Consider the following 12723-nt stretch of genomic DNA (forward strand, 5'->3'; position numbering starts at 1 on the left):
GTGCCGCTATAATCCGCGCCTTCCCTTTTCCTGCCAGCGCCCCACCGGGCGCCGCTTTCCATGTCCGAAGTCGCAACCGAAGCCGCGCGCCGCCGCACCTTCGCCATCATCTCCCACCCCGACGCCGGCAAGACCACGCTGACCGAGAAGCTGCTGCTGTTCGGCGGCGCGATCCAGATGGCCGGTTCGGTCAAGGGCCGCAAGGCCGCGCGCCACGCCACCTCGGACTGGATGGCGCTGGAGAAGGAGCGCGGCATCTCGGTCACCTCCTCGGTGATGCAGTTCCCCTACGAGGGCAAGGTGGTCAACCTGCTCGACACCCCCGGCCACGCCGACTTCGGCGAGGACACCTACCGCGTGCTCACCGCGGTGGACTCGGCGCTGATGGTGATCGACGTGGCCAAGGGCGTGGAGGAACGCACCATCAAGCTGATGGAGGTATGCCGCCTGCGCGACACCCCGATCATGACCTTCGTCAACAAGCTCGACCGCGAGGGCCGCGAGCCGATCGAGCTGCTCGACGAGGTGGAAAGCGTGCTCGGCATCGCCTGCGCGCCGGTGACCTGGCCGATCGGCATGGGCCAGCGCCTGAAGGGCGTGGTCCACCTGATCTCCGGCGAGGTCCACCTGTACGAGCAGGGCCGCAACTTCACCCGCCAGGATTCGACCATCTTCGCCTCGATCGACGATCCGGCGCTGGAAGCGCGCATCGGCGCGCAGATGCTGGCCGAGCTGCGCGAGGAACTGGAGCTGGTGCAGGGCGCCAGCCAGCCGTTCGACCCGGCCGAGTACCTGGCCGGCCGGCAGACGCCGGTGTTCTTCGGCTCGGCGGTCAACAACTTCGGCGTGCAGCCGCTGCTGGACTTCTTCGTCGCTCACGCACCGCCGCCGCAGCCGCATGCCACCACCACCCGCATCGTGCAGCCGCAGGAAGCAAGGCTCACCGGCTTCGTGTTCAAGATCCAGGCCAACATGGACCCGCAGCACCGCGACCGGGTGGCGTTCATGCGCGTGTGCTCGGGCAAGTTCGTCGCCGGCATGAAGGCCTTCCACGTGCGCACCGGCAAGGAAGTGAAGCTGGCCAACGCGCTGACCTTCATGGCCTCGGACCGCGAGATCGCCGAGGCCGCCTTCCCCGGCGACGTCATCGGCATCCACAACCACGGCACCATCTCCATCGGCGACACCTTCACCGAGGGCGAGGCGATCAGCTTCACCGGCATCCCCAACTTCGCCCCGGAACTGTTCCGCCGCGCGCGCCTGCGCGACCCGCTCAAGCTCAAGCAGCTGCAGAAGGGCCTGGCGCAGCTGTCGGAAGAAGGCGCCACCCAGTTCTTCCGCCCGCTGATGAGCAACGACCTGATCCTGGGCGCGGTCGGCGTGCTGCAGTTCGACGTGGTCGCCTACCGGCTCAAGGACGAGTACGGCGTGGACGCCAGCTTCGAACCGGTGAGCGTGGCCACCGCGCGCTGGGTCCATTGCGACGACGCCCGCAAGCTGGAGGAGTTCCGCGAGAAGAACGCGATGAACCTGGGCATCGACGCCGCCGGCGGGCTGGTCTACCTGGCGCCGACCCGGGTCAACCTGCAGCTAGCGCAGGAACGCGCGCCCGACGTGCGGTTCCACGCCACCCGCGAGCACGCCCAGAGCGTCGGCGGCGATTGACCCGGCCCGGTCGCATCCCGGGTCGGCGGCTGCTTCTTCGCCCCCGCAATGAGGAATAGGCGCTCCCTTCTCCCGCTTGCAGGAGAGGGAGAATCCCGGGAATCCAAGGCGATGAAGAGACGGACGCGGCGGGCCGACGGGCGCCCACCTCTCCGACTGCCAGTTGAATGCGCGACCGGGCGGGCCAGCCCCATCGATGCGAACCGCTCGCAATTGGGGTAACTTCCGCGGCATGGACGCCAACGCCTCCCCTTCGGCCGACTTCCGCGACGAACTGGCCAGTGCGCTCACACATGGCCTGGGCGCGGTCGCCGCGCTGGCCGGCGGAGCCGTGCTGATCACGCTTTCGGCGATCCACGGCGATGGCTGGCAGCTGGGCACCTCCATCGTCTTCAGCGTCACCCTGCTGCTGCTGTACGTGGCCTCCACGCTGTACCACGCGATCCCGCACCCCGGCGCCAAGGCGCGGCTGCAGGTGTTCGATCATTGCTGCATCTACCTGCTGATCGCCGGCACCTATACCCCGTTCCTGCTGGTTTCCCTGCGCGGCCCCTGGGGCTGGAGCCTGTTCGCCGCGATCTGGGCGATAGCGGTGGCCGGCGTGACCTTCAAGCTGTTCTACACCGGCCGCTTCAAGCTGCTGTCCACCCTGCTCTACCTCGCCATGGGCTGGCTGATCGTGGTCGCGATCGCGCCGCTGCTGCGGTCGGTGGACGGCTGGACCCTGGGCTGGCTGCTGGCCGGCGGCGTGTTCTATACGCTGGGCACCTACTTCTACCAGCGCGACTCGATCCGCTACTTCCACGCGATCTGGCACCTGTTCGTGCTGGGCGGGAGCGTGTGCCACTTCGTGGCGGTGACCTCGCAGGTGCTGTGAAGGCCCCCATAGCGAGTTTTTCTCGCGGCCTGCACAGCTGACCCCCAACGATGGGGCGCATGACCGACGCTCCCTCTCCAGCCAATGCCCCGCAGCCGGCTTCGCGCCGGCCCCGCACCTGGATGATCGTGCTGGCGGTGATCGCCATCGTGGTGATCGTCTTCGTCGCGTTGTTCGACTGGAACTGGTTCAAGGGGCCGGTCGAGCGCGCCGTGCAGGCCAAGACCGGGCGCGAACTGCGCATCGACGGCGACCTGGACGTGGACCTGGGACGGGTCAGCACCATCCGCGCCGACAAGGTGGCCTTCGCCAATGCCGACTGGGGCAGCCGTCCGCAGATGGCAGCCGCGGAACGCATCGAGATCGACCTGGCGGTGTTCCCGCTGCTGCGCGGTCAGGTGCGCATCCCCGAGATCCGCCTGTTCCAGCCGGACGTGTTGCTGGAAACCGGCGGCTCCGGCGACCAGGGCAACTGGGTGTTCGACAACGGCGGCGGCGGTGGCACGCTGCCGGTGCTGCAGCGCCTGCTGATCCGGCAGGGACGCATGCAGTTCATCGACAAGGCCGGACGCACCGACATCGACGTCAGCGTCAACAGCGCCGACTCCCGCACCGACAGCGACGCCGCGCCGCCGATCACCGTGGACGGCAGCGGCCGCTGGAAGGGCAATCCCTTCACCCTGAAGGGCAGCACCGCCTCCCCGATGGAACTGAGCCAGAGCGAACACCCTTTCCGCATCGACCTGCGCGGCAGCGCCGGCGGCACCCGCGCGCATGTGCGCGGCACGCTGACCAATCCGTTCCAGTTCCGCGTGTTCGACCTGCAGATGGCCCTGGCCGGCCAGGACATGGCCGACCTGTATCCCTTGATCGGCATCGCCATCCCCTCCACGCCGCCCTACCAGTTCGATGGCCGGCTGCGGCGCGAGAACACGCTGTGGCACTACGACAAGTTCAGCGGCCGCGCCGGCGACAGCGACCTGTCCGGCAACGTCAGCGTCGAGACTGCCGGCAAGCGGCCGCTCCTGCGTGCCGAGCTGGTATCGCGCAAGCTCGATTTCGACGACCTGGCCGGCTTCGTCGGCGCGCCGCCCAGCACGGACGCGAACGAGACCGCCAATGCCGAGCAGAAGGCGGAGGCCGCGCGCCTGGCGGCCAGCGCGAAGATCCTGCCGCAGCATCCCTACGACCTGTCCCGGCTGCGCTCCATGGACGCGGACGTACGCTGGAAGGCGCAGCGCATCGACGCCCCCAAGCTGCCGCTGGACAACATGGACGCGCACCTCAAGCTCGACGACGGCCTGCTGGTGCTCGATCCGCTCGATTTCGGCGTGGCCGGCGGCAACATCCGCTCGGTGATCCACATGGATGCGCGCAAGCAGGTCATCGCCACCCGCGCCCAGATCGCGGTGCGGCGCATGCAGCTGGGGCAGCTGTTCCCGGACGCGGAGCTGGCCAAGCAGGCCTCCGGCGGCATCGGCGGCGACATCGCCATCAGCGGCAACGGCAACTCCATCGCCGCCATGCTCGGCAGCGCCAATGGCGACATTGGCCTGGGTATCGGCCGCGGCCACGTCGGCAACCTGATCATGGAACTGGCCGGGCTGGATATCGCCGAGTCGCTCAAGTACCTGGTCACCGGCGATCGCCAGATCCCGCTGCGCTGCGCGTTCGGCGACTTCGCCGTCAAGGACGGGGTGATGACCACGCGCGCGCTGGCCTTCGACACCACCGACACCCTGATCGTCGGCGAGGGCCAGGTCAGCCTGAAGGACGAGACCCTCGACCTGCTGCTCAAGCCCCGTCCCAAGGACCGCAGCATCCTGGCCCTGCGCTCGCCGCTGCGCATCGGCGGGACCTTCAAGGACCCGTCGTTCCGCCCGGACATGAAGGCGCTGGGCGTGCGCGGCGCGTTCGCCGTCGCGCTGGCCACCATCGCCCCTCCCGCGGCGCTGCTGGCGACCATCGAGACCGGGCCGGGCAAGGACAGCGACTGCGGCGGCCACTACGCCAAGTGACGTCGCATCCGGTTCCGCGCGGTGCCCCGGCTGGCGCACGCCGGGCCTAGGCCGGTCCCCAGGCAGGGCAAGGCCGAAGGCCGACCTCCATGCCCGGGGCACCGTGCTCCGCCGGTTCCCGGGTGCGCTCCGCCCGCTTACCCGGGCCACGCGACCCGGCCTCTACGAGGCGATGTAGCGCTGCAGGTGATCCAGCTCCTGCTGCTGTTCCTCGATGATCGCCTTGACCAGGTCGCCGATCGAGACCACCCCGATCACCTCGCCGGCCTCGACCACCGGCAGGTGGCGGATGCGATTGTCGGTCATCAGCCGCATGCAGCTATCCGCACTGTGATCCGGCGTCACCGTGACCACCTCTGAGGTCATGATCTCGCGCACCCATGTGGTGGCCGAGGAACGCTCGCGCAGCACCACCTTGCGTGCGTAGTCGCGCTCGGAAAGGATGCCGGCCAAGCGCCGGCCGTGCATCACCAGCACCGCACCGACGCCCTTTTCGGCCATCAACCGGATGGCCTCGATCACGGCGGCGTCGGGAGCCACCGCGTAGACATCAGTGATCTTCTTTGCCGCCAACAACTGCCGTACCGTGGACATGCTCGTGTCCTCCTGCGCCGGGTTGCGTCGCGGAGGATACCTTCGCCGCCGGCTGCCAGGTGTCAACGAGGTACAGCGGCCGCTGCTTGGACTCCACGTACAGCCGCCCCAGGTACTCGCCGATCATGCCCAGCGCGATCAGCTGTACCCCGCCCAGGAACAGGATCACCGCCATCATCGTCGGCCAGCCGGCGACCCGGTCGCCCCACACCGCGGCCTTGAACAGGATCCAGGCGGCATAGGCGAACGCGAGCAGCGCCGTGGCCAGCCCCAGGTAGGTCGCCACCCGCAGCGGCGCCGTCGAGAAACTGGTGACGCCTTCCAGTGCGAAGTTCCACAGCCGCCACACGCTGAACTTGCTGGCACCGGCCAGCCGCGGCTGGCGCCGGTAGGCAAGCGCGTGCTGGCGGAATCCCACCCAGCCGAACAGTCCCTTCATGAACCGGTGCCGCTCGCGCAACTGCCGCAGCGCCGCCAGCGCCTCCGCCGACAGCAGGCGGAAATCGCCGGTGTCGGCGGGAATCGGCGTCTTCGACAGCCGCCCGATGACCCGGTAGAACAATGCCGCGGTGCCGCGCCTGAACCAGCCATCGCCTTCGCGGGCGACGCGCGTGCCATGGACGTTGTCGTAGCCGGCCCGCCAGTACTCGACGAACTGCGGAATCAGCTCCGGCGGATCCTGGCCGTCGGCATCCAGGATCAGCGCCGCCCCCTCCTCGACCAGGTCCAGCCCCGCCGTCAGCGCGGCCTCCTTGCCGAAGTTGCGCGACAGCCGCAGGCCGGCCACCGAGGGATCGCCGCCGGCGAGCGCGCGGATCGCCTCCCAGGTGCCGTCGACGCTGCCGTCGTCGACATACAGAACGCCTGCCTCGATGTCCGGCAGCCGCGCGAGCGCATCGACGATGCGCGGATGCAGCAGGGGCAGGCTGGCGGCCTCGTTGCAGGCGGCGACCACGACGGTGAGCCGGCGCCGCTCCCCGCACCGAGGCTCCGCTCCGGGCTGCTGGATGCGATCCACCTCGCTCATCGGTCAGCGCCCCTGCTGCAGGTAGGCCGGCCCGCCGAGCTGGCGCGCCTGGCGCTGGATCCATGCCGCGCGGCGCTGCACGTACGGTCCTGGGCGGCGCGCATCGTAGCGGCGCGGCGAAGGCAGCACCGCCGCCAGCAGCGCGCTCTCGCCAGGCGTCAACCGCGACGCGTCCTTGTTCCAGAACTGCCGCGCCGCCGCCTGCGCGCCATAGATGCCGTCGCCGAACTCGGCCACGTTGGCATAGACCTCAAGGATCCGCTGTTTCGGCCACACCAGCTCGATCAGCAGCGTGTACCACGCCTCCAGCGCCTTGCGCAGCCAGCTTCGCCCCTGCCACAGGAACACGTTCTTGGCGACCTGCTGGCTGATCGTGCTGGCCCCGCGCAGGCGGCCGCCCTGGGCATTGTGCCGCTGCGCCGTCTCGATCGCCTTCAGGTCGAAACCGTGGTGGAAGGGAAACTGCTGGTCCTCGGCCGCCACCATCGAGATCGGCAGGCTCGGAGCGATGCGGTCGAGGTCACGCCACTGCTGGTGGACGCGGAATCCCCAGTCGCCCTCGCCCCACGCCTCGACATAGCGCCCGATCATCATCGCCGACAGCGGCGGATCGACGAAGCGCAGGACGACCACCTGCAGCAGCGTCGCCGCCGCGAACAGCAGCGGCAGCGGAAGCAGCCAGCGCAACCAGCGCCGGCCGCGCCGCCCCGGCTTGTGGATTTCACCGTCCATCCCCATCTCGGTCATGTCTGAAAGCCCTGGTATGCCGCAGCCATTATCCGGCAGCGTACGGGCTTTGGTTCCCTTCCTCACTGGCCCAAGCATGAAAGACCACGATCAGCTGCAGCGCTTCCTGCTGCCCGACGCCGGCGTCCGCGGCATCCATGTAGACCTGCACGACACCTGGACCGGACTGCTGTCTCACGCCGCCTACCCGCCCGCGATACAGGAACTGCTGGGCGAGGCCTGCGCTGCCGCCAGCCTGTTCACCGGGCACACCAAGATCGACGGCCGTCTCTCGGTGCAGATCCGCAGCCGCCATCCCGGCCTGCGCACCCTGTTCGCCGAATGCACGGCCGCCGGCACCGTGCGCGGCATCGTGCAGGGCGGCGACGAAGCCCCCCTGCCGCGCGACCTGCGGCAGCTGGGCGAGGATGCGCTGCTGGCCATCACCATCGAGAACCCGGGCCTGGACCCGCGCGAACCCCAGCGCTACCAGAGCCTGGTGGCGCTGGACTCGACCACCCTGGGCGAGGCGTTCGAGAACTACTTCCGCCAGTCCGAGCAGTTGCCCACTCGGCTGCTGCTCGCCGCCGACGGCCAGCGCGCCACCGGCCTGCTGCTGCAGAAGCTGCCCGGCGATGGCGGCGATGCAGACGGCTGGAACCGCGCCTGCGCCCTGTTCGACACCCTGGGCGAGAAGGAACTGCTGGAACTGCCCGGCTCCCGGCTCGTACACCGGCTCTTCCATGAAGAATCGCCGCAGGTGCTGGGCGGCCGTCCGCTGGCGTTCGGCTGCTCGTGCTCGCGCGAGCGCGTGGCCGCCATGCTGCAGTCGCTGGGCGAGGACGAAGCCCGCGCGGCGGCCGCCGCTACCGGTGCGGTCGAGGTCCGCTGCGAATTCTGCGGCCAGCGCTACGACTTCCCGCTGTCCGAGCTCCCTGCCCTGTTCTCGCAGCCGGCTGCCGCGCACCCGGCCCCGGAGCACCTGCAGTGAGCCATCGCCTTCACGTTGGGCGAATGAAGGCTTGTTAAATATTCATAAAAGACCTAGCATCCTGCCTGTCCCCATCGGGAACTTCCGTGGGGCGTTACCGGTCTGAATCCGACGATGAACCCGTGCCTGCGCCTTTCCTTAGCCCTCGCGATCGCCCTAGGCGTGGCGGCGGGCGCGCACGCGCAGAGCAAGGCCGGTTCTTCGACCGTACTGCCGGTATGGAACAACGACGGCAAGGTCGAGGCCCTGCTGTACCTGGAGCCGACCGGCGAGCAGAAGGCCGGCGCACGCTGGCACTTCGGCCGCAACTCGCTGGACGCCGCCTTCGGCCTGTCCACCGGCGACTCCCTCGGGTTGCTGTGCAACAGTTCGCGCGGCACCAGCATCAGCGGGCTGGCCAGCCACTGCATGCTGGCGACCCTCGGCGATGAGGACACCGCCCCCTCGGCACGGCGCCTTTCCGCCGGCGTAGGCTTCAATCGTCCCGGCGGCAGCGTGTCGCTGTCCGCCGGCACCGGGCAGGACACCCTCCCCGCCTGGCTGAACAGCAACGTCAAGTCGCCGGCCTCGAGGATGGAGCAGAACGACCTCACCGTGTTCGGCCAGAAGAACATCGGCGCGGAAGGATTCGTCTCGATCGGCGGCACCTACGCCCGCGCGCGCCTGGTACCGATCGCCGATGCGGCGCCGGCCGTGGTCGACCGCTGGGACAACAAGAGCCTCAGCATCGGCGGCGGCTACGGCTCCTTCAGCGCCAACATCATCGGCCGCGTCGTCGATGCCCCCGGCCAATCCCGCTGGGAAGGCCTGGGCCTGGGCCTCACCTGGCGCACCCCCTGGAGCGGCCAGCTTACCGTCGGCGCCGAGAACGTGATCAGCCGCGGCAAGAACCCGTTCGCGCCGAACAATGGCAGCACGGACGAGGGAACGGTGCCGTACGTCAGGTACGAGCAGGATCTTTGAAGTTCCTGATTTGCGTGAAGGCACGCCAACGCACTTGCAAGGCGCTTTTTTTGTAACACTTACTCCGCCACTGAAATACAAAGCGACCTCGACGCCTTCCTGCGCTATGGACACCCTGCCGTCCATCGTCCACGAACCCGAGGAAACAATCGAATTCGAAGTTGAGAAAACTCCTCTTCTCGGGAGCTTTCCCGCCCCGCCCCCTAGCCACTGCGTACATATCGCGCCAGCGCAGTTCCCGGCCAACCACCGCGTCAATCTCCACGACAACGCAGCATCTTTCAAATCCGGATTTTATCAATAATTACCGGTGTGGCCCAGCAAGGGCAGATCACTCCAGGTCAAGCTCCCTTCTCGCGAATCAGTAAAAACCCGATAAAAATAAAGGGGCCACCCAAAGGCGGCCCCTCTTCGTGCAGCTGTAAAACTCTCTTACCAGTCGTATTGCAGCTGGAAGCGAACGTAGCGCGGGGTACTGAAATACTTCGGCTGTCCGTAATTGTTGTATACACGGGTAGACGCGCCGCTATAGGAATATGCAGCCTCATAGACCTGTGTGGCTTCAATCTGGTTGAACAGGTTGAATACACTTACTTGGGCACTCAGGCCGGGCAGCCAACTCGGACGATAGGTGACATTCGGGCTGACCGTGATAAGCCAAGGTGTGCGACCTGCGGAACCAACCTTGCTGGGCACATCGTCACTAGCACGATCGGAGCCTGTGACGATATCACCATAGTCGCAGACATGGAACACACCCGCATAGCCGTACTCTGTGTCATAACTACCAACACCGCCGCCCAAGCAAGACTTCGGAGAACCCGATTGTGCCAGAATGTTCAGACCGACTTCCCACTCGTCGGAAAACTTATAGCCACCATAGAGTTTGAGGCTGTGTCGGTGATCATTAAATAGATAACCATCAGCACCGTACATCAACTCTTTGAAGTCGAAATCCGAAGTAGTGCCGGTGTCATCCTGCCCATTAGTGCTCTTGATTAGGCCTTCATAGTTGCCATCCAGCTTGGACCAAGTGTAAGAAGCACTCACGTACCACCTGTCAGTATTCTTGTCGGCACTGAGTGTGACAGCTTTGTAGTTACGCTTTGCTTTCGGACCGAGATCGCTGCCTGGAACCGTGATGGTATCTGCAGTGCCGTTGCCATCAACATCCATGGTCACGGTCAGATCTTGTCCGGGATTGAACAGATAGCAGCCCGGCAGACCCGAGGCGATGTTCCATTCATCTCCCCAATTAGACAGATCGTATCCCGCAGCGCTGGCTACGTTGTAGATCGCACGCGTATCGCAAGTGTCGTCGATAGCATTGTGAACCTTGCGATAAGTTGCCTTGATGCCCAGTGTCCAGCCATCCAAGAACGTATTGTCCGAAGACAACAACTGCTGATAGCCCAGGATTGCTTCATCGGCGGTATACGGCTTCAGTCCCTTAGAAGCTACTGCACGTGGATCCGGCGTGCTGCCGTCCTCACCGTTGTATACCTGATCATATGCACCATCAGCGTAGGAACCAGTGGGCGTCGGAACCTTCGTTACCGGGTCCAACGTTCCATCATAAGTGTAATAGGTGTCCGTAAAGTACGAAGCAGATGCCGCGCGCAGGGCAACATTGGCTGCGATTGGCAGCGAGTAGCGGCCTACTGAGCCATAGATCTTGCTGCTGCCATCACCCAAGACATCCCACGTGAAACCGACGCGGGGCTGCCAGATATTGTCCTGTTTGATGAAAGTTGCACCGCTGCCGTTCTTGTTCTCGAAGCTATCGTTGCGAATGCCCAAGTACAACATAAAGTTGTCTGTGATGTTCCAGTTGTCCTCGATGTACCAGGACTTTTGGTCCACCTGGATGGAGCCACCTGTCAGGTAGCGAACCACGTCATAGACGTTGGCATTGGGATCGCCAAGCTCACCTCCATCAACATCATCACCCGTACCATTGATGTAGTAGACAAACTGGGCATCGCCTTGCTTCGACTTCCACTTTTCGTCGCTGTAGCCAAACGAGACCTTGTGATCACCGAGCTGCCATTCGAAATCAATGCGACCGGCATCACGCTGGTTCATTCCGTTCGAAATAGGAGTAGTAGCGATCGTGCTGCAGCCAATGATGCTTCCATAAGTAGGGCTGGCAGGATTGTAGTCAAGCACATACGGGCAGGTGGGGCCATCGCCGAATACATTGCCGTCGTACTTGTTCACCACACCAGCGGCATTGACGCTGTAGTACTCGTTTTTGTTGTGCATCTCACCGTACTGCAAGGCCATGGTGAGATTGTCGGTGAGGTAGCTAGTCCACTTGAAGATGCCGGTATGGCCACCGTTCTTCAGAACCTCAGTGTTCGAAAATGCGGTCTTGTTCGGCCTTGCATCACCATCGATGCTATCGAATGCCGCATTGTAGTTTTGGTACTCGGTACGACGGTTGTTGCTAAACCCGGTGAATTCCAAATGATTGCTATCATTCAGATACCAATCCAGCTTAAGCAGGTAGTACGGCATCTTCGCACTGGAATCGTAGGCCGTCGTGCTACGCGTGGTCGACATGGCTGCGGGATAGTTCGCGTAACCACTCGTGCGAGTACCGAAGGATGTGGAATCACTGTCGCTCAGTGAAGCCAAAGCGAATACGAAGAGCTTGTCCTGGATTAACGGACCACCAGCCCAGATGCTGTATACACTGGAATCGGATTCATTGTTCTTGTAAGAACGAAAAACGTCACCATTGTTCAGCTTAACGTTGTCAGGTTGTTCGCGCAGGGCATCTGGTGCATATGTCCAGCTTGCACCGCCTTTCCACTCGTTAGTGCCGCGCTTGACGTTGACGCTGGTCACGCCACCCGTGGAGAAGCCGTAGCGAGCACCATAACCACCTGTTTGTACATCCAGCTGATCAATGGCTTGATAAGGGACCTCGCTGAAAGACAGGTTGTCATACAGGTTGGTGACATTGAATCCATTGATGTAATAGCTGTTTTCGGCCGCCGATGCACCACCAAACGAAGCATTGCCGAAATATCCACTACTGGAAACGGTTCCCGGAGTCAGAAGGGAAACGCTGGTGACGTCACGGGCGACAGGCAGCGTATTCAGCTGCTCAGCCGTAAAGGTGGTGCGAGTTTGAGTGCTGCTCAGGTCAATACTACTTAGGGCGCCACCACGCACAGTGATGGTTTCAAGGCTTGTCGCATCGACGAAATTTGCGGTGCTGGACTGTCCGGCGATAACGGTGACCGTAGTCGTCTGGCCTCCAGCTGATACCTCGTACTGACCGGTAGGTAACGAAGGAACGCGGAATCTACCATCGGCTCCCGCCGTGACTTCGCGAGTGACACCGGAGTTGAGGCTCTTGATGACTACTTTTTCCCCAGCAGCAGTGCTGGCTGTACCGACAATATCGCCCGAGGTGCTTTGAGCATGCACGGCCCCCTGTGCCAATGCTGCTCCAAGCAGGACCGCCAAGGCGGTCCGCCGCAAAGCACGCGGATGCTTACGATTACTCATTATCTCTCTCCAGGTTGGAATAACTACGATTCAGATCCAATGCCGACCCATGGCCGAACTAAATCTGAAACGTAAATATGCAAAAGATCTGAAAGATCCAGGACAGACAAGGCTCGAGCATCAGTGGCGACATAGCCTTGGTAGTGTTGCGGGGGCAGCAACGATACCGGCTAGGCCAACGGCGCCTGCCGCCAGGCCATAGCGCACAGCGCCGCTGAGCAGATTTCGGTTCAAGTTCATTACTCTCTCTCTCCAATCGATGTGGACCAATGCAGTCCGACAAGGGGCCGTAGCTTCTCGCCGGTCATTAGGTGCCAAGGCGAACGCAATCGCGCCCAAA

Annotated in this window: 9 protein-coding genes; 5 read left to right on the plus strand and 4 right to left on the minus strand. The window is 64.3% G+C overall.

The window, feature by feature from the left end; all coding sequences use genetic code 11:
- Positions 1 to 60 precede the first annotated feature (60 nt).
- From LRX76_RS16725 to LRX76_RS16735, 3 genes are all read left to right on the plus strand, one after another.
- Entirely contained in the window at positions 61 to 1665 is a 1605-nt protein-coding gene (locus LRX76_RS16725; RefSeq protein WP_231806766.1) for a peptide chain release factor 3, read from the plus strand.
- 232 nt (positions 1666 to 1897) lie between these two features.
- On the plus strand, positions 1898 to 2542 hold the full coding sequence (locus LRX76_RS16730) for a hemolysin III family protein (protein ID WP_231806767.1): 645 nt from the start codon (positions 1898 to 1900) through the stop codon (positions 2540 to 2542).
- Positions 2543 to 2601: 59 nt separating this feature from the next.
- Positions 2602 to 4560: an AsmA family protein gene (locus tag LRX76_RS16735; protein ID WP_231806768.1), complete on the plus strand. Its 1959-nt coding sequence runs from the start codon at positions 2602 to 2604 to the stop codon at positions 4558 to 4560.
- Between the two features lie 162 nt (positions 4561 to 4722).
- Here LRX76_RS16735 and LRX76_RS16740 read toward each other — a convergent pair whose 3' ends face one another.
- Genes LRX76_RS16740 through mtgA form a run of 3 tightly spaced genes read right to left on the minus strand, consistent with a single transcriptional unit; the run spans position 4723 to position 6928 of the window.
- Complete coding sequence (locus tag LRX76_RS16740; protein WP_231806769.1) at positions 4723 to 5154, minus strand: CBS domain-containing protein; 432 nt, start codon at positions 5152 to 5154, stop codon at positions 4723 to 4725.
- Entirely contained in the window at positions 5111 to 6181 is a 1071-nt protein-coding gene (locus LRX76_RS16745) for a glycosyltransferase family 2 protein (RefSeq protein ID WP_231806770.1), read from the minus strand. The genes LRX76_RS16740 and LRX76_RS16745 overlap by 44 nt, the downstream gene beginning before the upstream one ends.
- A gap of 3 nt (positions 6182 to 6184) precedes the next feature.
- A complete protein-coding gene (gene mtgA, locus LRX76_RS16750; RefSeq protein WP_231806771.1) occupies positions 6185 to 6928 on the minus strand; it encodes a monofunctional biosynthetic peptidoglycan transglycosylase in 744 nt (247 codons plus the stop codon).
- Positions 6929 to 7004: 76 nt separating this feature from the next.
- Here mtgA and LRX76_RS16755 point away from each other — a divergent pair, with 76 nt between their 5' ends.
- Together LRX76_RS16755 and LRX76_RS16760 are read left to right on the plus strand one after the other, a co-directional pair.
- Entirely contained in the window at positions 7005 to 7898 is an 894-nt protein-coding gene (locus LRX76_RS16755) for an Hsp33 family molecular chaperone HslO (RefSeq protein ID WP_231806772.1), read from the plus strand.
- A 114-nt stretch (positions 7899 to 8012) separates the two neighbouring features.
- Complete coding sequence (locus LRX76_RS16760; RefSeq protein WP_231806773.1) at positions 8013 to 8861, plus strand: hypothetical protein; 849 nt, start codon at positions 8013 to 8015, stop codon at positions 8859 to 8861.
- Between the two features lie 432 nt (positions 8862 to 9293).
- Here LRX76_RS16760 and LRX76_RS16765 read toward each other — a convergent pair whose 3' ends face one another.
- Positions 9294 to 12383: a TonB-dependent receptor plug domain-containing protein gene (locus LRX76_RS16765; RefSeq protein ID WP_231806774.1), complete on the minus strand. Its 3090-nt coding sequence runs from the start codon at positions 12381 to 12383 to the stop codon at positions 9294 to 9296.
- Positions 12384 to 12723: the final 340 nt, after the last annotated feature.

It is taken from the genome of Stenotrophomonas sp. MMGLT7 (assembly GCF_021168555.1).
Classification (GTDB): Bacteria; Pseudomonadota; Gammaproteobacteria; order Xanthomonadales; family Xanthomonadaceae; genus MMGLT7.

Excerpts from the sequence above, each read along its gene's own strand:
- LRX76_RS16725 (WP_231806766.1), top strand. The coding sequence starts at position 61 with ATGTCCGAAGTCGCAACCGAAGCCGCGCGCCGCCGCACCTTCGCCATC.
- LRX76_RS16730 (WP_231806767.1), top strand. The coding sequence starts at position 1,898 with ATGGACGCCAACGCCTCCCCTTCGGCCGACTTCCGCGACGAACTGGCC.
- LRX76_RS16735 (WP_231806768.1), top strand. The coding sequence starts at position 2,602 with ATGACCGACGCTCCCTCTCCAGCCAATGCCCCGCAGCCGGCTTCGCGC.
- LRX76_RS16740 (WP_231806769.1), bottom strand. The coding sequence starts at position 5,154 with ATGTCCACGGTACGGCAGTTGTTGGCGGCAAAGAAGATCACTGATGTC.
- LRX76_RS16745 (WP_231806770.1), bottom strand. The coding sequence starts at position 6,181 with ATGAGCGAGGTGGATCGCATCCAGCAGCCCGGAGCGGAGCCTCGGTGC.
- mtgA (WP_231806771.1), bottom strand. The coding sequence starts at position 6,928 with ATGACCGAGATGGGGATGGACGGTGAAATCCACAAGCCGGGGCGGCGC.
- LRX76_RS16755 (WP_231806772.1), top strand. The coding sequence starts at position 7,005 with ATGAAAGACCACGATCAGCTGCAGCGCTTCCTGCTGCCCGACGCCGGC.
- LRX76_RS16760 (WP_231806773.1), top strand. The coding sequence starts at position 8,013 with ATGAACCCGTGCCTGCGCCTTTCCTTAGCCCTCGCGATCGCCCTAGGC.
- LRX76_RS16765 (WP_231806774.1), bottom strand. The coding sequence starts at position 12,383 with ATGAGTAATCGTAAGCATCCGCGTGCTTTGCGGCGGACCGCCTTGGCG.